The organism is Trichocoleus sp. FACHB-6 (genome assembly GCF_014695815.1).
Classification (GTDB): domain Bacteria; phylum Cyanobacteriota; class Cyanobacteriia; order Cyanobacteriales; family FACHB-T130; genus Funiculus; species Funiculus sociatus.
In genome coordinates this window covers 1-20,028 of record NZ_JACJOY010000109.1, presented here as the reverse complement: position 1 = coordinate 20,028, position 20,028 = coordinate 1, and the positions used below count along the sequence as shown (strand labels likewise).

General features: G+C 47.1%; 19 protein-coding genes, 1 tRNA gene and 1 pseudogene. 6 read left to right on the top strand and 15 right to left on the bottom strand.

What is annotated here, in order from left to right; translation table 11 throughout:
* Nucleotide 1: 1 nt before the first annotated feature.
* The 3 genes from H6F66_RS21970 to H6F66_RS21960 all read right to left on the bottom strand — a co-directional run bounded on the left by H6F66_RS21970 (nucleotide 2) and on the right by H6F66_RS21960 (nucleotide 3,216).
* Entirely contained in the window at nucleotides 2-1,117 is a 1,116-nt protein-coding gene (locus H6F66_RS21970) for a glycosyltransferase (protein WP_190425457.1), read from the bottom strand.
* Nucleotides 1,118-1,202: 85 nt separating this feature from the next.
* Nucleotides 1,203-2,354, bottom strand: a complete 1,152-nt coding sequence (locus tag H6F66_RS21965) for an NAD-dependent epimerase/dehydratase family protein (protein WP_190425454.1) — start codon at nucleotides 2,352-2,354, stop codon at nucleotides 1,203-1,205.
* A 271-nt stretch (nucleotides 2,355-2,625) separates the two neighbouring features.
* Nucleotides 2,626-3,216 carry a chromophore lyase CpcT/CpeT gene (locus H6F66_RS21960; RefSeq protein ID WP_190425450.1) on the bottom strand — a complete coding sequence of 197 codons (591 nt, stop codon included), beginning with the start codon at nucleotides 3,214-3,216 and terminating at the stop codon, nucleotides 2,626-2,628.
* 80 nt (nucleotides 3,217-3,296) lie between these two features.
* On the opposite strand from H6F66_RS21960, the gene H6F66_RS21955 reads away from it, so the two are divergent.
* Nucleotides 3,297-4,208 (top strand): ADP-ribosylglycohydrolase family protein, encoded by a 912-nt coding sequence (locus H6F66_RS21955; RefSeq protein WP_190425447.1) that lies wholly within the window; start codon nucleotides 3,297-3,299, stop codon nucleotides 4,206-4,208.
* Nucleotides 4,209-4,237: 29 nt separating this feature from the next.
* On the opposite strand, the gene H6F66_RS21950 is transcribed toward H6F66_RS21955, so the two are convergent.
* Complete coding sequence (locus tag H6F66_RS21950) at nucleotides 4,238-4,675, bottom strand: surface-adhesin E family protein (protein WP_190425445.1); 438 nt, start codon at nucleotides 4,673-4,675, stop codon at nucleotides 4,238-4,240.
* A gap of 139 nt (nucleotides 4,676-4,814) precedes the next feature.
* Nucleotides 4,815-5,996, bottom strand: a complete 1,182-nt coding sequence (locus tag H6F66_RS21945) for an esterase-like activity of phytase family protein (RefSeq protein ID WP_190425443.1) — start codon at nucleotides 5,994-5,996, stop codon at nucleotides 4,815-4,817.
* Between the two features lie 115 nt (nucleotides 5,997-6,111).
* On the opposite strand from H6F66_RS21945, the gene H6F66_RS21940 reads away from it, so the two are divergent.
* A complete protein-coding gene (locus tag H6F66_RS21940; RefSeq protein WP_190425441.1) occupies nucleotides 6,112-7,401 on the top strand; it encodes a tetratricopeptide repeat protein in 1,290 nt (429 codons plus the stop codon).
* 41 nt (nucleotides 7,402-7,442) lie between these two features.
* On the opposite strand, the gene H6F66_RS21935 is transcribed toward H6F66_RS21940, so the two are convergent.
* Nucleotides 7,443-8,468, bottom strand: a complete 1,026-nt coding sequence (locus H6F66_RS21935) for an ABC transporter permease (protein ID WP_190425438.1) — start codon at nucleotides 8,466-8,468, stop codon at nucleotides 7,443-7,445.
* A 96-nt stretch (nucleotides 8,469-8,564) separates the two neighbouring features.
* Nucleotides 8,565-10,196, bottom strand: coding sequence for an ABC transporter substrate-binding protein (locus tag H6F66_RS21930; RefSeq protein ID WP_190425435.1), 1,632 nt, complete (start codon nucleotides 10,194-10,196; stop codon nucleotides 8,565-8,567).
* 519 nt (nucleotides 10,197-10,715) lie between these two features.
* Between H6F66_RS21930 and H6F66_RS21925 the strand changes: the two genes are divergently transcribed.
* Nucleotides 10,716-11,000: a XisI protein gene (locus H6F66_RS21925; protein ID WP_242023808.1), complete on the top strand. Its 285-nt coding sequence runs from the start codon at nucleotides 10,716-10,718 to the stop codon at nucleotides 10,998-11,000.
* A 182-nt stretch (nucleotides 11,001-11,182) separates the two neighbouring features.
* Here H6F66_RS21925 and H6F66_RS21920 read toward each other — a convergent pair whose 3' ends face one another.
* Nucleotides 11,183-12,199, bottom strand: a complete 1,017-nt coding sequence (locus tag H6F66_RS21920; protein ID WP_190425432.1) for a TOBE-like domain-containing protein — start codon at nucleotides 12,197-12,199, stop codon at nucleotides 11,183-11,185.
* Nucleotides 12,200-12,533: 334 nt separating this feature from the next.
* On the opposite strand from H6F66_RS21920, the gene chlP reads away from it, so the two are divergent.
* Together chlP and H6F66_RS21910 are read left to right on the top strand one after the other, a co-directional pair.
* Nucleotides 12,534-13,754, top strand: coding sequence for a geranylgeranyl reductase (chlP, locus tag H6F66_RS21915; RefSeq protein WP_190425430.1), 1,221 nt, complete (start codon nucleotides 12,534-12,536; stop codon nucleotides 13,752-13,754).
* A 283-nt stretch (nucleotides 13,755-14,037) separates the two neighbouring features.
* Nucleotides 14,038-14,799, top strand: a complete 762-nt coding sequence (locus H6F66_RS21910) for a choice-of-anchor K domain-containing protein (RefSeq protein ID WP_190425427.1) — start codon at nucleotides 14,038-14,040, stop codon at nucleotides 14,797-14,799.
* A 117-nt stretch (nucleotides 14,800-14,916) separates the two neighbouring features.
* On the opposite strand, the gene H6F66_RS21905 is transcribed toward H6F66_RS21910, so the two are convergent.
* From H6F66_RS21905 to H6F66_RS21875, 7 genes are all read right to left on the bottom strand, one after another.
* Nucleotides 14,917-15,645 (bottom strand): response regulator transcription factor, encoded by a 729-nt coding sequence (locus H6F66_RS21905; protein ID WP_190425424.1) that lies wholly within the window; start codon nucleotides 15,643-15,645, stop codon nucleotides 14,917-14,919.
* 275 nt (nucleotides 15,646-15,920) lie between these two features.
* Nucleotides 15,921-16,265, bottom strand: coding sequence for a hypothetical protein (locus tag H6F66_RS21900; protein WP_190425422.1), 345 nt, complete (start codon nucleotides 16,263-16,265; stop codon nucleotides 15,921-15,923).
* 76 nt (nucleotides 16,266-16,341) lie between these two features.
* Nucleotides 16,342-17,544 carry an aminotransferase class V-fold PLP-dependent enzyme gene (locus H6F66_RS21895; RefSeq protein WP_190425419.1) on the bottom strand — a complete coding sequence of 401 codons (1,203 nt, stop codon included), beginning with the start codon at nucleotides 17,542-17,544 and terminating at the stop codon, nucleotides 16,342-16,344.
* A gap of 35 nt (nucleotides 17,545-17,579) precedes the next feature.
* Nucleotides 17,580-17,651, bottom strand: a tRNA-Asn gene (locus H6F66_RS21890).
* 137 nt (nucleotides 17,652-17,788) lie between these two features.
* The gene (locus tag H6F66_RS21885; protein ID WP_190425414.1) at nucleotides 17,789-18,337 is read right to left on the bottom strand and encodes an NYN domain-containing protein; all 549 of its coding nucleotides are present in this window, start codon (nucleotides 18,335-18,337) and stop codon (nucleotides 17,789-17,791) included.
* Nucleotides 18,338-18,492: 155 nt separating this feature from the next.
* A complete protein-coding gene (locus H6F66_RS21880) occupies nucleotides 18,493-19,164 on the bottom strand; it encodes an ABC transporter ATP-binding protein (protein WP_190425411.1) in 672 nt (223 codons plus the stop codon).
* 108 nt (nucleotides 19,165-19,272) lie between these two features.
* Complete coding sequence (locus H6F66_RS21875; RefSeq protein ID WP_190425408.1) at nucleotides 19,273-19,539, bottom strand: hypothetical protein; 267 nt, start codon at nucleotides 19,537-19,539, stop codon at nucleotides 19,273-19,275.
* A 370-nt stretch (nucleotides 19,540-19,909) separates the two neighbouring features.
* Here H6F66_RS21875 and H6F66_RS21870 point away from each other — a divergent pair.
* A pseudogene (locus H6F66_RS21870) lies at nucleotides 19,910-20,028 on the top strand (photosystem II D2 protein (photosystem q(a) protein)); the annotation flags it as partial.

Below are 20,028 nucleotides of genomic sequence, written 5' to 3'. Positions count from 1 at the left end.
GTTATCCATGACTAATGACTGCTTTGTAGTAATTTTGTAGCTGACGGGTGGCAGCTGCCCAACCCCAGCGTTCAGCTTCTTTCCGGGCATTTTGCCGGAGGGTTTCTCGTTCTTGTTGATGAGCCAGCAGGCGTATTGTAGCTGCGATCGCGCCTTCTTCTTCAGCTGGGTCAAATAAATATCCGTTGACTCCATCTGTCACAATGTCGGGAATCCCCCCAGAACGTGCGGCGACGACGGGACACCCGGCTGCCATTGCCTCCAGAAGCACTAATCCCAGCGTTTCGGTGCGTGAGGGGAATATAAAGGCATCAGCTGAGGCAAAGGCACTGGCGAGGTCTACGCCTGTGAGATAGCCAACAAAATTGGTGGGTGTACCAGCAAAGTATTTTTCTAAGGCTTGCCGATGGGGCCCATCCCCAACTAAGGCGAGGCGGGCGTTGGGAATTGCTTCTAAAACTGGTTTGATGCGGTCAATTTCTTTTTCTGCACCAAGACGACCTACGTAAAGCAGCAAGGGGCTGTCTGGATGACCTTGGGTTAAACGCCTACGCATTTCCTGGCTTGCTAGATGCGGTTGAAACAGCTCTGTATCGACTCCCCGTTGCCACAAATCCACCCGCTCAATGCCGTGACTTGTAAGTTCCTGCATCATCGCTGTGGAGGTGCAGAGATTTAACCGGGCTTGGTTGTGAGCTGATTTCAGAAATTCCCACAATAAGCCTTCTAGGATTCCCCAGCCGTAGTGGTGGAGGTATTGGGGCAGATGAGTATGGTAAGACGCTACCAAGGGTACTCGCATCGTCTTGGCGTAATATATCCCTGCTAACCCCAGAATTGCGGGGTTGACGACATGAATTGTATCTGGCTGAAACTTTTCTAGCTCATACCCTATTGCTGGGCGTGGCAAAGCCATTTTCAACTCTGGATACCAAGGCAAGGGGAAGCCAGAGACTCCGTAGATTCTGGCTCCCTTGTATTCTGTCAACCCCCCATCTGGGGAAAATATCAATACTTGGTCGCCGTTGCGCTGTAAGTGTTCAACGGTGTGGCGCAGGCGCGTCACTATGCCGTCAACCTTGGGCAAAAAGGTTTCGGTGAAAAGAGCGATTCGCATAATTTGCTAATGGCTAATGACTAATGGCTAATGGCTAATGGCTAAGGGAACAATTAGCTATTAGCTATTAGCTATTAGCAACTGACTATCTGTGCCAAGAAACTTTGGGCAGAATTTGGTTTTTATCGACGCGGTTCTGGTATTTGACAGCAAAGTTGAGCAGTGAGTCAAGCAGTGCTTCGGAGAGATAATGGGGTTGTAAGCCTAGATCGAGTAGGTTGGTGTTTATGGCGTTGAAGTAGTGTTCTTCCTTCTCAACTCTGGGGTTATCGAGGTTATTAATTTCGACATTGAGTCCCAAGGCATTGCCAGCTTTTTTCACCATTCCGGCTAAATCGGCGATGCTGAATAGTTCGGTGAACTGGTTGAAGACGCGAAACTCGCCTGCTTGGGCGGGATTTGCGATCGCTATTTCAATACATCGCACTGTATCCCGAATATCCAAAAAGCCTCTCGTCTGTCCGCCCTTACCATAGACCGTCAGCGGATGACCAATTGCCGCCTGAATACAGAAGCGGTTCAGCGCTGTGCCAAACACACCGTCGTAATCCAATCGGTTAATCAACAACTCATCCATGCCAGTTTCTTCCGTCAAAACGCCGTAAACAACGCCTTGATTCAAGTCTGTAGCGCGTAGCCCCCAAATCCGGCAAGCAAAGTGGATATTATGGCTGTCGTGGACTTTGCTGAGGTGATACATCGATCCGGGCTGCTTTGGATACGGCAAAGTATCTTTGCGCCCGTTATGCTCAATGGTGATATAACCTTCTTCGATATCAATGTTAGGAGTACCGTACTCGCCCATTGTCCCCAGCTTCACTAAGTGGCAGTCGGGGAAATCTTCCTTGATCGCGTACAGGATATTCAGCGTCCCGACCACATTGTTAACCTGGGTCATTACGGCGTGTTCCCGGTCAATCATCGAGAAAGGTGCCGAACGCTGTTCGCCAAAATGCACGATTGCCTCTGGTTCAAACTGGTGCAGCGCTTTCGAGAGGAAATCGTAGTTGGTGATATCGCCAATAAACAAGTCAATGGATTTGCCAGTGAGGTCGCGCCAGCGCTGAATACGTTGCTGTATCGGTGCAATTGGGGTCAGGGTATCTGCGCCCAGTTGTGCATCCCAGTGCCGCCGCACTAGGCTATCCAGAATCCCGACTTCGTAACCACGATTGGAAAGATAGAGTGCGGTTCCCCAACCGCAATAGCCGTCACCGCCAATAACCAAGACTTTCATACTGGTTCATTAAATCTCGCTTGCCAATACTCGGTAAATTTACCAGGTTTGGGGCCACTCTAGACCATCGAAGTGAATTACTTTCGAGCGATCGCGTAGTACACCATACCTAAGTTTGTAGTAGTTGGATTCTTTCTCCTCTATCCTTCTGCCTTCGTCATCATTCTTTGGGCAGAAAGGTTAGCCCCTGTAATGGCGACAATGGGATCTAGTTGGAGTGTTTCCAGTTGCTGCATGGATTAAAGGTTGGAACCTCCAACTTTGTAACCCTTTAAACCTTGACTTCATCGGCGAAGCTTGCCCAGCGGACGAAGTGGAACGGGCCTGCGACTGAACCCCAAATATGCTCATCTGTTTCGGGGTCGCGTCCCCGGTCAAGACTGATAAATTTGGTGTCGTCAATCTCGAAGGTGCTGTCGAGATAGGTGTTTTGACCTTTGCGAACTACCATGCAAGCTTTACCGGGTTCGACGTGACCTTTGAAGCTGCTGCCCGTCCACTCAACTATCATGTTGCAACCGGGTAATTTCTCCAGATTTTCTGCTTTCAAGGTTTGCAGACGGTTTAAATCGCGGGAAGCACCGTAGAACTGTTCTTCTTGCTTAACGGTGTAGTTTTCGATTTCGATGCGATCGCCTGCTGCAATCAACTTTAAAACCCGCAGCCGATAGGGGCTATTGATCATATAGTCATAAGCTTGTTCGACAAGGAAGCTCACGCCTGAGAGCAGTTCTAGAGGCAAAGGACGCATACAGACGCGAATATGGGCAAAAAAGGGCGGATTCTCAAAAGCTTGTGCTTGATTGCTGAAGTCGGCTGCCATCAAGCGAGCTAAGGTGGCAATATCAGTAGAATGGGTCATTGTTTATAAAAAGGCAGATATTTAGCAGCGATCCCCTTATTTTAAAACGAGCGATCGCCTCTATTGAAGGTTTGCGAACTATGAATTCTCTAGAACGAATGCAGTTGTCTTTGAGTGGGCTTTCAGTCGGAGACGCACTTGGGCAAAGGTTTTTTGGGGTTGGAGAACAGCTGAACGAGCGAATACAACAGCGTCAGGTTCCCCCTAGGCTCTGGCGCTACACTGACGATACCGAGATGGCACTTTCGATCGTGGAGACGTTGTGGCGTTACGGGCGGATCGAGCCCGATGTCCTAGCCCAGTCGTTTGCCGAACGGTACAACCCTTCTCGTGGCTATGGTGCTGGGGCGCAGCGGCTGTTAATCAAGCTTCAATGGGGAGCAGACTGGCGAGTTGAGGCTTCACAGATGTTCGGGGGAAGCGGTTCTTATGGCAATGGTGCGGCGATGCGAGTAGCACCTTTGGGCGCTTACTTTGCCGACAATTTAGCAGGAGTGCGGGAAAATGCCATGCTCTCAGCTCAACCAACGCACGCCCATCCAGAGGGCATTGCTGGGGCTGTTGCTGTCGCTGTTGCGGCTGCACTTGCCTTTCAGGTAGGGGAAGGTGAGTGTATGCAGCCTGTACAATTTCTAGAACTTGTTGCCGAAAACGTTCCTGAAAGCGAAACTCGTAGCGGCATTAAGCAAGCAGCAGCGATTTACACCACATCTCCATCGGTAGTAGCACGACAACTGGGTTCGGGATACAAAATTTCCGCTCAAGATACAATACCTTTTGCCCTCTGGTGTGCTGCCCATCATCTGCAAGACTATCAGGAAGCTTTCTGGGCGACCCTGAGCGGTTTAGGAGATATGGATACAAATTGCGCCATTGTGGGCGGTATCGTCGCCCTCTCTGCACGCCAACGAGGAATACCTACCGATTGGATTGAGTCGCGGGAGCCTTTTCCTGATGATTTTTTAAGGATTTTGACAGACGAAAGTCATTAAAAGTGCAAAATTAAAAAGACAGATTCTTTTTAATTTTTTACTTGTTCCTCCACTGGCGGACATACAGATTTATAGAAATCCTCAATGATACTTCCGGGTTGAATTTGCATTTCTAGCAATTTGTCTTCTTTACCTATATCGTTTTCAGAAACAATGCGACCATTTGGATCAAAACGAATCGAACGCCGCCAGCGGAATAAGCCTTTTTTACAGTTTATGGAATGATAATTATCTACTCCAAAAGCGCCGTCAGGTTGAGGAGTTGTAAAGAGGTTACGCCGCCAGAATTCTACAATATCTCCCTTCCTAACTATGCGCTCCGGGTCGATATATATGGGGGTGTTGTCGGGTGATTTGCTGATTTCCACCCAAGATGCGATCGCGTTCAAACTAGCATTGATGGCGATGAAGCTTATCCCGGATAATAGAGCTATGCGCGACAGTTGAAGTTTTAGCAGCTTATTCATTGGCTTACAAAAATTATTCCTAATTTCTTGGAAATGTTTAATTTGGTTGAAAAGGAAAAAGAAACAAATGAATAATTTGTTTCTTTTTCCTTTAAATTTCCCCTTTTTCAGGGGAGTTGGGGGAAGCGCATTTTATTTTTCAGCGCCCATTTTTAAGACGAAACAAAAAAAACTTAGTTACTTGCTCAGGTTGGAAATTATCATCGCTAACCAGAAGTAAACTTTGGCTGCCATCAGGTAAACGAGGGCCAAAAGTCATCCCTTCAAAGTTCGCTAAAGCCACACCTAATTCATCCAAGTTTAATAGTAACTTTTTCTTGACTGGGTTAATTCCACTAACCTCACCCTTGAGGCTGGGAACACGAGAAATATCAGTGGCTCCGCCAGTTGCTGCTTGATAAATCCGCACACTAAAACCTAATAAACTCAAAGAACGTTCTAAAGTGAGAAAATGCCCACCCGTATCCACAGCTAATAACTCCGCCAAGCCATCTTTTAATGCCGCACTGGGGGGAGGCTCCATTTGATATAAATGTTCGGCAATTACCAGCGGAGGCCCATCGGTGATTAAATAGTGCAGTAAACGACATTTGGCTCCCTGGCTGGAATTAGCTGGTTCTTTATCCTGCATCAAAGATGATTCTGTAGCTGTAAATAAGCGAATTGCTTCTCCTTTAGCGGGAATCGTACCGAAGGGACTAAGGGTGAGTGATTCAAATCCTAAGTTATTTTGAATGCCAGTTGTTGCGTCTTTATTGGATTTTGTAGCATCAACAAGATAACGCTCTGGGATGGGCAAAGTTTGCCGTAGCCGTCCGGTTTCTAAGTCAAATTCGCCTACAACGGGAGAAACGCCATTAGGGGGAATGCCTTCGCTAGCGATAAATACGGATTTTTGGGGAGTAATGGCAATTCCTTCAGTATCCAGGGTGCCTTTAGGATAAGTTTTGCCTTGCTCGTCGGTGAGAAAGGTAACGTCTTCAACTTCTACTTTCTGAAGGCTGATCTGGCGATCGCTATCATCATTTAAAATTAGCTTCAGCGTGTAGAATCGGGCGGGAGCAAACGTGCCACGGTCATCGGAAATGGCATAGAAACGGTTTTGCTGTCGGTCGTAGGTCAGTCCCGATAAGCCCCCAACGGGTGTATCCTTAAATTTCATCTTGGGCAGCTGGTACTCTCCCAAAAAATCTAGGGATAGATCCAGAAACACCCGATCTCGTGCCACCCCTGGCTGGATGCCACAGGAAGTGAGAAAAATTAAGAATGCGATCGCTATGCCCAAAAGCCTTGGTAGCAACCTAAATTTGCTCCGGTTCACCGACTCCCTCCTAAACTTGACTGTTCATCTGGAAACTCTGGTTTTACTGTAACAGTCGAAAAACTATGAAGTATAAAGTATCAAATATTATCTTGTATCTAATATGCAGAAGTTGATGGCTCAGGTGTGGTATAAGCAACGTCCCTCAAAAGCACTCTTTTTAGGAATTACCGCTTTGTTCCTGCTGTGTTCGGGTTCTGTCGGTTGGGCAGCTGAGGATGATAAACCCAAAATCAACCCCCTAGAAATAACGACACCCGATCCGCTGTTGCCTTCTCCACCAGTAGAGCGTCCCGCCACCCCCCAAGAAATCCGCCTATTGAGAGAGGCTTTGGATGATTTAAACGCCCAAGCAACTGAACAGCTAAAAGCAGGCAATGCACCAGCAGCTTTTGAAATTTGGTATCGGGAAGTGCGCTTGCGGCGATCGCTTGGTACGGTCGAAGAGGTGCAAGCATTGGGACGGATTGGCGATATTGCCTGGACGAATAATCAAAAAGCTGATTTGCAAATCATCACCCAGCGTCTACAAACGATTCGGGCTGAGGCGTTGGGAAAGCCGATCCGCAAAAACGAGAAGCGTCCTTTGGGGACAGCAGATGTTCCTGCTAGCGTAACTGATGTCACACCAGAAAATGCGGAGCTTTTGCAAGCTTTGGGTCAAGCTTACCAGCAAATTCGCTTACCTGGGGAAGCTGTGGAGATTTATCAACTAATTTTAGCTGATGCCCGCCAGCGGCAAGATGCTGCGACAGAAGAAGCAACGCTGAAGACAATTGCTCAAGGGCACATGAGTTGGTTTGATTATCCCAAAGCGGCGGCAGCTTATGAGGAGTTGCTGGTTTTGGCGAGTCAAAAAGGCGATCGCGTTAGCGAAGTCGTTTATCTACAACAACTAGCGTATATTTACGACAAGGTAAAGCAACCGGAAAATTCTCTCAAGTTTAAGCAACAGCTTTTGCAAAACTACCTCACCGATCCGCAAGCGGCAAATCAAATCCCAGCGATTAAGATAGCGATCGCAGACGACTATCAAGCCCTCAATCCACCAAACCCAGACGCGGCAAGCCAAAACTATCAGGAAGCCTATAATTTAGCATGGACTTTGCAACAGTTTGCCTCTGCCAGCGAAGCCTTGAAGAAACTGGGCGATCTCTACCGAAATTATAAAAAGCCGGAATTTGCTTTGCAGGTTTATCAAGTTTTATTGCAGGTAGATCAGCAGTCGTACAATTACTACAACTTGATGAATACCTACGATCAAATGGGACAAATTTATCTAGAACGTGGGGACATGGAGCAAGCCAAGACAGCGTTTCAACAAGGGCTGGAATTAGCAAAGTCTTTGAAGTATCAAGAAAATTACTTTGTCACTCAGATTGAACGAGTGAGTAAGCAAGATTAGCTCAATAGCGTCTGCCCAGATGCAAGAGAAAGCGCGATCGCTTAATAACGAATCCGAGGATCGATATAGGCATTAATGATGTCAATCAAAATGCTGGCAAATACCACAATTGAAGCAAAAAATATCATGATGCCTTGAACTGTGGGATAATCTCGTAAAGAAATTGCCTCATACAAACGATTACCTAATCCGGGCCAAGAGAAGGTAACTTCTGTTAAAACGGCACCGCCTAGCAAAGCAGCAAGAGTTAACCCCAGGACGGTAATTACTGGGATCATGGCATTTTTCAAGGCATGGGCAAACAGAATCCGCCTTTCGGGAATGCCTCTGGCTCTTGCGGCTTCTACGTAATCTGCTTTGAGAGTTTGCTTCAAATTTACTCGCACAATCCGCTCGAAAATCCCGCTGAGGAGGATTCCTAGTGTCAAGCTAGGGAGGGCAAGATGATGTAAAGCGATGAAAAATTGGCTGAAGTTACCGCTTAAGAGGCTGTCAATGGTGTAAAGACCTGTGATGCTGGGGGGAGCTGGCAAAGTTAGGGGAAAGCGCGATCCGAGAGGAAACCAGCCCAACTGTACTGAGAAAATCAGCTGTAGGATCATCCCCACCCAAAATAAAGGCAGCGAGTAGCTGATGATGCCAAATAAACGCCCACCAGCGTCTAAAGCGGTTCCGGGACGGGAGGCGGAAAGGATACCAACACCAACGCCAACGATAAATGCGATCGCCATACTAAAGACGGCTAATTCCACTGTCGCCGGGAAGTATTGCCCAATTACCTCCCACACCTCTAGTCCGCGACTGGTGATAGATTTACCCAAATCTAGATGCAGTAAATCTCCTAAATAGCGAATGTATTGCACCCACAGCGGGTCAGATAGCCCCAACTCTTGACGATATCTTACCTTGACATCTTCTGGGGCGCGACCGCCTAAAACCGCATCGACTGGATCTCCTGGTGTCGCCCGGAGGAGCAAAAATACGATGGTGACAATTGTCCACAGCATTAAAGGTGCTAGAAGGACACGGGCGAAAATGTAATATTGTAGGGCTTTAGAACGTGACATTTTTTATCTCGTTGTTGAGGAGGTAGAGCCTCCAAATTCTAGTTCCCAGGCTGAGCCTGGGAACTAGGTTGGCTCGGCAAGAGCCGAGCGGTAAAATTATTTGCTAATCGTCCAAAAAGCAAAATCTTGAGTCGGGTTGATGCGAAGACCATTGACACCTTTTTGGGCAAAGGCGTAATCTTTACTTTGCCACAAGGGGACGTAGGGAACATCTTTGGCGAGTAAGTCTTGAATTTCTGCGAAGACTTTCTTTCTGGCTTCGGGATTTTGTTCTTTTCGCTGCTGTGCAATTAGCTGGTTCATGCGATCGCTATAGTAAAACGACCCCTGAGTTTGGCTGGCTCCTTCTTGACACCCGGTTGCTGCTGAACCTTTGGTACAATCCAGAAACGGCTGCACGTAGTTGTCAGGATCGAGAAAGTCTGGATACCAGTCCAGTAAGACTGTCTGATAAATTCCCTGGGACACGTTCTTAAAAAAGCTGGCAGAATCTTCAGTTTTGACTTCAAATTGCAGCGTCCCACCGAACTGTTGAGTCGCTAATGCTTGGAGTGTACCAGCAGCGAGTCGGCGAGTGGGTGAAGTAGATGGATACCAAACCTCTAACTTTAGGGGGTTGGTGGGAGAGTATCCGGCTTCCTGCAACAGTTGTTTTGCTTTTTCGGTGTTGCCATCGCCATACTGGTCTTTGAATACTGGCTTGTAGACATCAAAGGTTGTCGGCACCATGCTATAAAGTGGTTCGGCTTGATTTTTCAGCGATCGCTCATTTACCAGCGGTCGATTTACCATCGATGCGATCGCTTGCCGTACTATTGGGTTATCCAGGGGCTTAGTTTTCGTATTCAGCACCATGTAACTAGCCGCACTTCCCTGAGACTCGTTAACCTGCCAACTGCCTTTTGTCCCCCCATCTTTCAAGCTGGCAATCTGATCTGGATCGAGAGATAGGTAAGCAACATCAACGCCGCCAGTACGAAATGTGTTATACAAGTTAGCTGAATTGGTCAGCACCTGTACATCAATTCCCTTATTTACAGGTTTTTCTCCCCAGTATTTATCAAATACATCCAACCGTTGTGACTCGCTGCTAAACTGCACCAATTTGTAAGGGCCAGTGCCTACAAATTCGTTTGGTTTGAATTTTCCTGCGCCAATTTCATAGACTTTCGGGGAAACTGCACTAGCACCGTTAAAGGCAAGCAGGGAGGGAAAGGCCGCAAAAGGCTTTTTCAATTTGATGCTTAATTCATACTCGCCGCTTGCCTGCACCGAGTCCACAATATCGCCTAATAGGAATGACGGTTTACCTTTGTTTTCGATGAAGCGTCGCAGAGAAAATGCCATTGCTTCGGCGTTGAAGGGGGTGCCATCGTGAAATACAACACCTTGACGCACGGGGATGGTATAAGTTAACCCATCTGGACTGACTTTAGGTAATGCTGTTGCTAACTGGGGTTTGAGGTTGGCGGTTCCCGGTTCGTAGGTATACAAGCGATCGCCCAAATTATAGTGCAAGTAGCTTGCTGCCAGCTCGTAGTTATCCGCTGGGTCCATCGTCCGTGGCTTCTGGGTGGTGCCAATGGTAATACGACCTCCACCAGCACCAGGAGAAGGAGACACAGCAGTATCAGCACTCGGTCTTCTACCGCAGCTGACTGCTAGAAATAAACAAAGGGAGAACAAACAAAAAAATTGTCCTGCGCGTCGCCACTGTCTGATGAACATCTATGTCTTAGTTAAGGATTAACTCGCGAGTCGTTATCAACTTTCCGTGCATTGAATTATAAATCCGTCCAACGCCGATTTTTCTAATTGGGATACTGCGATCGCACTTAACGTACTTTTTCGCCTCTCAGTTGCCGACTCTAGCCTAAAAATACTCCTGAAACAGCAGCTATAATAGCCGTCTGGTGTTTGGCAAGTAAAGCGCGACGTCTCTGCTTGACCCAACATTTTGCTAATCTAGCCGAGAGTTAAAGCAATTTTCGAGGATTGTCTATGGACGACACATTTATGACTATCCCCAACAACTGGCAGGACTGGCTAACTGTATTCGGCTATATAGTCTTTACTAGCTTCATCATCTGGCGCGTGTTTGCAACAAAACCGAAGTAAAGAGCGATCGCATATGTCAAGTTTATTGGCGATTTTATTATGGTTGTAGATATTCCAAAGGAGACAATTGTTCGATAGACGAACTAAATCATTATCGCAATTTAATTCAAAAAATATTAATTCAATACTATGAGCGGGTGTCTAACACTCCTCAAGATGGTATGGGAATGTTTGGCATTTGATGAGATTCGAGACCACTATTTTTGGTTTCACCTTGGCTGGGATGGCAAACATAGGGTTCAATCGGTAATGGTTTACCTGCGAATTCGAGATGGAAAGATTTGGGTTGAAGAGGACTGGACAAAGCAGGGAATTGTCAAGGAACTGTTAGAAGCTGAGGTTCCCCATGAGGATATTGTTTTGGGATTTCAGCATCCCAGTAAGCGACCGTTGACAGAATTTGCAAGTGCTTAGTTTGGATTTTTGGTCTGATTGCGATCGCATAAAGTTTACGCTACATTATTAGCTTCGTCAGGTAAGGTAGGCAATGCCCACCCTACCTTTGAGCTGATAGGGTGGTTTTAAGCAACGTATGGAAAGTTAACAATGTCCCTAGCGATCGCGCCTACGCCTTAAACTTCTCAATAATCAGCAAATCAAATCGAATAGTACAGTGGGAAAGATTTTGCGTCTTTTGGCTTGACAAATACTTGTTGTTGTGTATTGAGTTGCAATTGGTCAAACTTTTCGCGGGAAATGTTCGCTGTCACCACCTGACCATCATCTAAGATTAATTCTGCTTGAATTTCCCAACCTAGATGAATCAAACGATTGACTCTGGCAGATACAGTAGTTCCGTTTGGCTCAGTTTGAATTACCACATCATGGGGACGCAAAAATATCTCCGGTTGGCTGGAATCAAACCCGTTACCCTGGAAAATGTGTGAACTACTGGGTAACACGTTTACCGGACCAATAAAACTCATCACAAAAGGCGTGGCTGGGTGGTCGTAAATTTCGGCTGGCGTTCCCACCTGCTCAATTTTGCCTTTGTTCGTCACCACGATTTCATCAGCAACTTCCATCGCTTCTTCCTGGTCGTGGGTGACGAAAACCGTTGTAACGTGTACTTCGTCGTGCAGCCGCCGCAACCAAGCTCGTAGGTCTTTGCGAACTTTAGCATCTAATGCCCCAAAGGGTTCATCCAGCAGCAATACTTTGGGTTGAACTGCCAGACTTCGCGCTAGGGCAACTCTTTGCCGCTGACCTCCGGAGAGTTGGGAAGGATAGCGATCGCCTAGTCCTTTCAATTGAATTAACTCTAGCAATTCTTCCACCCGCGCCTTGATTTTTGCCTTGGGAACTTTTTGAATTTCCATGCCAAAGGCGATATTGTTGCGGACACTCAGGTGCTTAAACAGGGCATAGTGCTGAAACACAAACCCGATATTTCTATCTTGGACGCTCTGATTTGTGGCATCTTTGCCAGTGATCCAGATTTTGCCACTATCTGGTATCTCTAGACCAGCTATTAGCCGCAGTAGCGTAGATTTTCCCGAACCCGAAGGCCCCAATAGCGCCACCAGAGAGCCAGTTTTAATTTCTAAGCTTACCTGGTCAACGGCTTTGAAACTGCCAAACTGTTTAGATACGTTTTCAACAACTATGCCCACTGCTTTCAACCCCTAGACAAGAACTTTCTTGAATTTATCCTGGGTGGTAATCAACCCGCAAAATATCAGAATAAAATAATCTCCGGTTTCCCGATGATCTTACCGTATTTTGTTATATCACACATGGAGAGGATTGGGAATTGGGGACTAGGGACTGGGGACTAGGGGCTGGGTAAGATTCTTCCCAATCCCCAATCCCCAATTCCTTATCCCCATTTGTAGATGTGTTAAGCTCTGTTGCAATTCAGTAAGATCCAGAGGGCTAGGCTTCAGCTAAATAGAAAGTCCGTGATAACATCTCACCTTGTAGCCGTAAGAAATTGGGAGAAGACCTTTGACACTACGGGTTGCTGTTGTAGGATCGGGACCTGCGGGTTCATCTGCTGCCGAAACCTTGGCAAAAGCCGGAATCGAGACTTACTTGTTTGAGCGCAAGCTAGACAACGCCAAGCCTTGTGGCGGGGCAATTCCGCTGTGCATGGTGAGTGAGTTTGATCTGCCGCCAGAGATTATCGATCGGCGGGTGAGAAAAATGAAGATGATCTCACCTTCCAATGTTGAAGTTGATATCAATATCCAAAAAGAAGATGAATATATCGGTATGTGCCGTCGCGAGGTGCTGGATGGCTTCTTGCGCGATCGCGCTGCCAAGTTGGGTGCTAATTTAATCAACGGCACCGTTTATAAACTGGATATACCCACAAACAATACTGACCCTTACACCTTGCACTACGCCGATCATTCGGATGGTAGCGCTGAAGGAGTAATGAAGACCCTGAAAGTCGATTTGGTAATTGGGGCAGATGGTGCAAATTCCCGCGTTGCTAAGGCAATTGATGCCGGGGATTATAATTATGCGATCGCTTTCCAAGAGCGAATTCGCCTGCCAGATGACAAAATGGCTTACTACAACGACCTGGCAGAAATGTATGTCGGTAACGATGTCTCTACTGACTTCTACGCCTGGGTATTCCCCAAATACGACCACGTAGCTGTCGGTACTGGCACCATGAAGGTGAACAAAGCCGACATCAAAAATCTGCAAGCAGGCATCCGCGCCCGTGCTGCCCGTAAGCTTGCAGGCGGTGAGATTATTAAAGTAGAAGCTCACCCGATTCCAGAGCATCCCAGACCCCGCCGCGTCGTCGGTAGAGTCGCCCTAGTAGGAGATGCTGCCGGAACTGTCACCAAGTCTTCTGGTGAAGGTATTTACTTTGCCGCTAAGTCGGCGCGGATGTGTGCTGAAGCCATTGTGGAATTTTCCAACGGTGGTCAGCGCATTCCTAGTGAAGCCGACCTTAAGGTGTACCTGAAGCGTTGGGATAAGAAGTACGGACTCACCTACAAGGTGCTGGATATCCTGCAAACCGTCTTCTATCGTTCCGATGCTACCCGCGAAGCCTTTGTAGAGATGTGCGCTGACAAAGACGTGCAGAAGCTGACATTTGACAGCTACCTCTACAAAACGGTTGTCCCAGCAAATCCCTTGATTCAAATGAAGATTACTGCCAAAACCATTGGTAGTTTGCTTCGGGGTAGTGCTTTAGCTCCTTAATCGCGCCTCCATTACCTGATAATCTCCGACTAGACCAGTGTCTAGGCATCATTAAGATGTCTGATGCTGGTCTTTTTCGCGAACCGGGCTAATGGCTGCGGCATCTACCGTAAATTTACTTGGTTAAGTAAACTTTTTATTACACATACTCATTTATAAGTATGGTCATTGATGCTATATCTTCACACTTTAATGAAGACTTGGTAAAGAGGGAACTTTTTGCTTGCGTGCAGCTCCTGGGCAGAGTTACTTTGGCTTAAGCAAGCTACCTAAGAGATAAATTATGTTAGTTAAATTCACCAACGTTCAGTTTAAATTAGCTACCGCTGCGCTAAGTATTACCGCAGTGGTGGGCATAACAGGTCAAGCCCAAGCTATAACTTTTACAGGAACATCATCTGGCTCGTGGGGATTGCCTACTAATCCCTCTAGCAGTACCTTTCTATCTAATCAGAATGGCGGTATAAATAATCGTCTAACTTGGGGCGATCCTGCGGCTGGTAGCTTCACCAATTTCGTCCAGTATGATGGTGTAGGCTTTAGCGCTAGCAAGGATAGCTTGTTCAACCTTGGCAATCTGTCTTATCGCAATGGTGCAACGTTCGATAACTTTGACGGCGACTTCCCGCTCAGTGTTGCTCTGTCTTTGAGCAATCCTTTGAGTACCACAGAGACTTTTGACTTCTCATTTAACATCTTCAACACACCCAACGACACTGGCAATCCGGTTTTAGATGGGGACAGATTACGTTTTTCTACTGCTGGTGTATCCAGTCAAATGTTTAGCTACCAAGGAGTTGATTACACTCTGGAACTGGTTGGCTTCTCTTCTGATGGCGGTAACACCGTCGTCAGCGAATTCAACGCACCCGAACAAAGTACCGCCCGCGCCTCTTTGTTCGGTAAACTGACTGCTGTTGAACCACCAGCAAAGACACCTGAACCTGCAAGTGTAGTTAGCCTGTCTCTATTAGGTATCTACGGTGCTGCTCGTCGTAAAGGAAGCAAGCTAAAAGCTGTAAAAGTTGCTGTTTCGTCTAAGTAAGATACTGAGGCTCTGCCTCATATTTTCGTCACCCAGTTTACGCCTGGTAACGAAAAGAAGGCAAAACAAAGAGTTTTCTCTCTTTGTTTTGCCTTTTGTATGAGAGCCTTTTCCCTTTTAAACTGCGTCTGCGGTCATTTGTTCAGCGTTTGGCAACTCTAGACAATAGCCTGCACCGTATACAGTTTTGATATAGCGTGGGTGACGCGGATCTGGCTCTAGCTTCGTTCTTAAGTGCCGGATATGCACCCGAATGGTTTCTATGTCATCATCCGGGTCATACCCCCAGACTTCCCGCAGAATTTCACTGGGAGAGACAGTTTGACCGTGCCTTTGGAGTAAGCAGTGCAATAGTTCAAACTCCAGATGAGTTAGCTTAACCGTTCCACTGAACCAGATAGCCTCAAATCTTTCTGGTACTAACGTTATCGGCCCATAGCTGAGGATTTCCGAGTGTTTGGCTGCTTGAGGGATGCGGTCTGTACGTCGCAACAACGCCCGCACTCGTGCCAGCATTTCTTCGACTTCAAACGGCTTGGTCAGGTAATCATCGGCACCAGCATTAAAGCCTTCTACTTTATTTTGAGTCTGACCCAGTGCTGTCAACATTAGCACCGGAATATCGGCAGTACGCTCATCCCGCCGCAAGCGCTGGCAGACGGTAAAGCCGTCTACCTTGGGCAGCATCAAGTCGAGCATGATCAGGTCTGGTTGCAGTTGCATAGCCAAAGCCTGACCTTTTATGCCGTCTGGTGCTTGGCTGACATCGTATCCAGCCATTTCCAGATTGATTGAGACTAATTCTGCGATCGCAGCGTCGTCGTCGATGACGAGTATCCGGGGCATCACTAGAAATTTATGGCTACAGTTTTTTTTAACTTTCAATAAGAACCTTCATAGAAATACAAAGATTCCTGTACAGATTATACGCAAGATTATAAATTCTTCCTAAAGATAGTCTTGTACTATTCAAAAAATCGCTATATAGGTTGAGTAAGAACCGTTTGCCGACGGTAATACAACTTAATATTTTCCCAACCACCATCAAAAAGACTGGTTTAGGAAAAAATATATTGGGCAGCAGCGGGGACATTCTGCCGATATTGACAAAATCTTATAAATTACTTGGCAGCAACTAGCAAATAGGTGGTATTGGTAAATAAGCCAATCCAGACAACACTTCTACGGGAGAGCGCGACATCTTTAACCTGCTGTGTTGCCTGACAAGGTGGTGCCTGTAAGGTAATGACCCCACAGGGAATTAGCGTGATGTCGGCTTTTGGCAGGTTTTCCAGTTTTGACAATAGCTGCTCAATCCCATTAGGAACATTAACGATCGCTAGATCCAACAGCCCTTCACTCCCAGTGGCTTCTAGGAGGGCAAGGTTTGCTCCATCACAACTCTTAGCGATGTCGATAACTTCTTGCCCGCTTCCGCGCGACACCTGCACCAGTAATTGCCGCATATCTCCCTGCCTAAACTGCGATCGCTCTCAGGGTATATCAATGGAGTTAAAGCCTGCATCACAGTTTAGGTAGATTTCACTGTCCGAGTAAGGATGCGATCGCGTTCGCTAAATATTCATACTGTGCTGGCGTGTTGTAAATTTGAGCAGAGATGCGAACTAGCTGCTTAGGGCGTGCGGGAAAAAATATTATTGGCACCTCAATGCCAAAAAGCTCCCACAAGGCCTCTTGTAGCGGCGGGAGCAACCTTGTTCCTCCTCCAACGTCATCCGCATCATCCGGCAAAGGGATAACCGCCAGGGAACCGATCATCTCATCGGGGCAGGGCGGCAATACTAAAAGCCTCTCACAAAGCATCTGCCTTGCTGCCAAAACCATTGTGCGGTTGCGCTGCATCAACTCCTGCCATCCGCCCGGTAGTAGCGATCGCATAAACTGAATTGCTTCTGGTACACACAGGTAAGCTGTAGGATCGTGGCTGCCTGTCCAGTCGAATTCTAGATGAAAGCGCGATCGCTCTTGACGGGGAGAGTTAGCACCGTGGCTAATTGTTAACGGACGAATTTCCGCCTGCTTCTCGCGTCGCACGTACAGAAATGCTGCACCTTTTGGCGCACACAGCCATTTATGACAGTTGCCAGTGTAATAAGTCGCCCCAATTTCTTCCAGGTTCAGAGGCACCATCCCCGGTGCATGAGCGCCGTCTATTAGTGTATCAACGCCACAAGCGGCAAGCTGGCGAACTAGCTGCTGGATGGGAAATATTAGCCCGGTTTGGCTGGTTATATGATCTAAGAGTGCTAACTTGGTTTGCGGTCGAACTTTGTCCATCACCGCTTGGATTACTTGTTCTGGCGACGTGATGGGGAAAGGTACTGTTGCGACTACGACTCGCGCCCCAGTACGACTAGCAATAAAATTGAGAGCGTTGCGGCAGGCGTTGTATTCTTGGTCTGTTGTCAGTAATTCGTCGTTTGGGGATAACTGGAGCGATCGCAATACTGAATTCACCCCTGTGGTGGCATTCGGCACAAACGCCAAGTCCCCAGGATCGGCACCCACAAATGCTGCAAGTTCTTTCCTGGCTGCGTCTAGCAGTTCCTCATACTCTCGGACAAAAAATCTTACTGGTTCTCGTTCTAGTTGCGATCGCAGGCTTTGCTGCTTTTCCAACACTGGCACAGGAGTGGCACCAAACGATCCGTGATTCAGGAACGTTACCGCCTCGTCGAGCAACCATAATTCCTGAAACTCTGAAGGATGAAGTCTAACTGACATTTCTTACTTCATCCTTCATCCTTAAATTAATCAAACTCCCCAGGCAAGATTCGAACTTGCGACCAATCGATTAACAGTCGATCGCTCTACCACTGAGCTACTGAGGAACGTTAGCTTTTTCTTTTCAACAGTTACTTATCTTATCTACAACTCTTAGTATTTGGCAAGCCCTTTAGCAAAATTTTTATATTTCCTTAATATTTCCGAGTCCATAAAGGGATTTTTACACTTGCTGGGCGCTGTACTATTTTTGACCCAGACGCCACTCAGCCAGGCGCTGGCGGGCTTTCGCATCAATAGAATCAGCTAAAAACCGACCTGATGATTTTTTCTTAGGTTTATTTCTCCGCCGCAGGCAATTAGCTGTAGATTCCACGTCGTAGCTTAGCTGTAGAGCTGACATACATTCTGCCCCATACCCGACTACTGTTAGTTGCTGCGCCCTGTCGGATGTGGCAACAATCAATCGCGGCGAGTTTCTGGAGAAGTTGCGACTATAGGAAGCACAGGCTTTTTCTATGTATGTGTCTGCTGTCTGCCCAAAATCGGTGTAATAAACAGATAAAACGTTAGTGACAGGTTCGCAATAGCCCCGCGTATCTTGGTACTGGGCATCAAAGACAACCTGAGTATCAAAGCCTTTGTAAGCACTATAGTTAACCAATGCCTCGACTAAGGCTTTACGAGCGTATTCCAGCCCATCGCGATCGCGGGTCTCTTGTAGGTAAGACCATAATCCGATCACGTTGTATCCGTCAACGAGCAAAACAGCTTGCGGTGAAGGGCGTGGCATTTTTCCAAGGTTAGTAAGTTTTAGGTAAAAATAACTATTTCATTACCTTAACATTAATTACGAGTATTTACTTTTTTGATGATAATTCTATAAAATGCCTGCTACCCATTTCAAGTAATGGGAGCGAAGAATCTCAAGAATTATTAACTTAAAACTCATAACTCCTGAGTTTGCAGGAGGCGAGCTTTCAAGCGTTTTGGCTCCCCTCGATCCACAACTAAGCCCTGCTCTAGTAAGAATGCGCCGTCGGCATAATTTAATTCGTCTAACCGATGCGTAACCCACAGGGCAGTTAGTCCCCTACTTTTAACCAAGCGTTGCACTTGTCCCACTAGATCCATCTGAGAATCTGGATCGAGCAGAGCGCTAGGTTCATCCAATAATAAGACTTCTGAGCGGCGGGCGATCGCACCGGCGATCGCTATTCGCTGCTTTTGACCGCCGCTGAGGGCGTAGATGGGCCGTCGGGAGAGCGACAGTAAATTTACTGCCGCCAGTGCCTGTTCTACCCGTCCGCTTACCTCCGCCGGCGAAAGATTTTCCTCCACCAGCCCAAAGGCAACATCTGCGCCTACAGTTGGCATCACCAGCTGATGATCGGGATTCTGAAAGACAAAGCCAACAGGTTGCAGAATCTGAATTTTACCGGATTGGGGAGCCAAAAGCCCAGCCAGCAACCTCAACAGAGTGGATTTGCCGCTACCGTTGGTTCCCAATAGCATCCAAAATTCACCTTTAGGCACTTCTAGAGAGCAGGACTGTAAAACTTTTGCCCCAGAAGGCCAGCTGAAGCAGAGGTCTTGCACTCGAATGGCAGGATCGGTCATGAGCAAGGGGGAGATGGGGAGAGGGGAAAGGGGAAGCGGGGGAGACAAGGGATGAGAGACTTGGGAGAATTATTCATCCTTTATCTCTCATCCTTTGTCCTTCTTGTCTCATCCGTCAGCGAGAGCGTAGAAGCCTGGGGGTCTTCCAGTCGCTGCTGTACTGGATTTCTGAGAGATTTGCACGGCAACGATCTCACTGCTAAGTAGAGCGACTTTTTTCTCCGTTTGGCGATCGCAAGTTAGTTCTAACACAGTGGCGTTGCCACGCATCGCTGTCATAATTTCCTGATAAAGAGCTTGGGCATCTTCATCTGACTTCCGTTGCACCGACAACGGCATGGGCGTATTTTTCAGAATTAAGTCGATGGTGAACATGAGAGGTAATGCAGTCTAAATATAGGCTCCTAGTCCTAGTATCTCAGACGCGAAGGGTGTTGATGCCTGTCGGGGGGAAGGGAGTAACTTATATGAGTGACTTGTACTTCTTGAGACGAAGACAGCCTTGTGACCCTACAACTGCCTGGTAGAGGTGCAATCGGCGCGATCGCTCTCCGGACAAATATTAAATTCAGTAAAACAAATTGCGCCAAAACTGTGCAATTTGTACATAATAAGATTAAACTCAGTAAAGAATCGTAAACTGAGTTGACATCAAACTTTGTTTTCTGCCTATCCTGTCTGATTGACAGAGAAAGCAGGCAAAAAAGACGATTGCTGTACTTATAACATTTGGAGATTTGCTGTCATGACTATTGCAGTCGGACGCGCTACTAACGAACGGGGTTGGTTTGACTCCGTAGACGACTGGCTAAAGCGCGATCGCTTCGTCTTCGTCGGCTGGTCAGGTTTGCTACTGTTTCCCTG

Coding starts and splice junctions, on each gene's coding strand:
- H6F66_RS21970 (WP_190425457.1), bottom strand. CDS start 1,117: ATGCGAATCGCTCTTTTCACCGAAACCTTTTTGCCCAAGGTTGACGGC.
- H6F66_RS21965 (WP_190425454.1), bottom strand. CDS start 2,354: ATGAAAGTCTTGGTTATTGGCGGTGACGGCTATTGCGGTTGGGGAACC.
- H6F66_RS21960 (WP_190425450.1), bottom strand. CDS start 3,216: ATGACCCATTCTACTGATATTGCCACCTTAGCTCGCTTGATGGCAGCC.
- H6F66_RS21955 (WP_190425447.1), top strand. CDS start 3,297: ATGAATTCTCTAGAACGAATGCAGTTGTCTTTGAGTGGGCTTTCAGTC.
- H6F66_RS21950 (WP_190425445.1), bottom strand. CDS start 4,675: ATGAATAAGCTGCTAAAACTTCAACTGTCGCGCATAGCTCTATTATCC.
- H6F66_RS21940 (WP_190425441.1), top strand. CDS start 6,112: ATGGCTCAGGTGTGGTATAAGCAACGTCCCTCAAAAGCACTCTTTTTA.
- H6F66_RS21935 (WP_190425438.1), bottom strand. CDS start 8,468: ATGTCACGTTCTAAAGCCCTACAATATTACATTTTCGCCCGTGTCCTT.
- H6F66_RS21930 (WP_190425435.1), bottom strand. CDS start 10,196: ATGTTCATCAGACAGTGGCGACGCGCAGGACAATTTTTTTGTTTGTTC.
- H6F66_RS21925 (WP_242023808.1), top strand. CDS start 10,716: ATGAGCGGGTGTCTAACACTCCTCAAGATGGTATGGGAATGTTTGGCA.
- H6F66_RS21910 (WP_190425427.1), top strand. CDS start 14,038: ATGTTAGTTAAATTCACCAACGTTCAGTTTAAATTAGCTACCGCTGCG.
- H6F66_RS21905 (WP_190425424.1), bottom strand. CDS start 15,645: ATGCCCCGGATACTCGTCATCGACGACGACGCTGCGATCGCAGAATTA.
- H6F66_RS21900 (WP_190425422.1), bottom strand. CDS start 16,265: ATGCGGCAATTACTGGTGCAGGTGTCGCGCGGAAGCGGGCAAGAAGTT.
- H6F66_RS21895 (WP_190425419.1), bottom strand. CDS start 17,544: ATGTCAGTTAGACTTCATCCTTCAGAGTTTCAGGAATTATGGTTGCTC.
- H6F66_RS21885 (WP_190425414.1), bottom strand. CDS start 18,337: ATGCCACGCCCTTCACCGCAAGCTGTTTTGCTCGTTGACGGATACAAC.
- H6F66_RS21880 (WP_190425411.1), bottom strand. CDS start 19,164: ATGACCGATCCTGCCATTCGAGTGCAAGACCTCTGCTTCAGCTGGCCT.
- H6F66_RS21875 (WP_190425408.1), bottom strand. CDS start 19,539: ATGTTCACCATCGACTTAATTCTGAAAAATACGCCCATGCCGTTGTCG.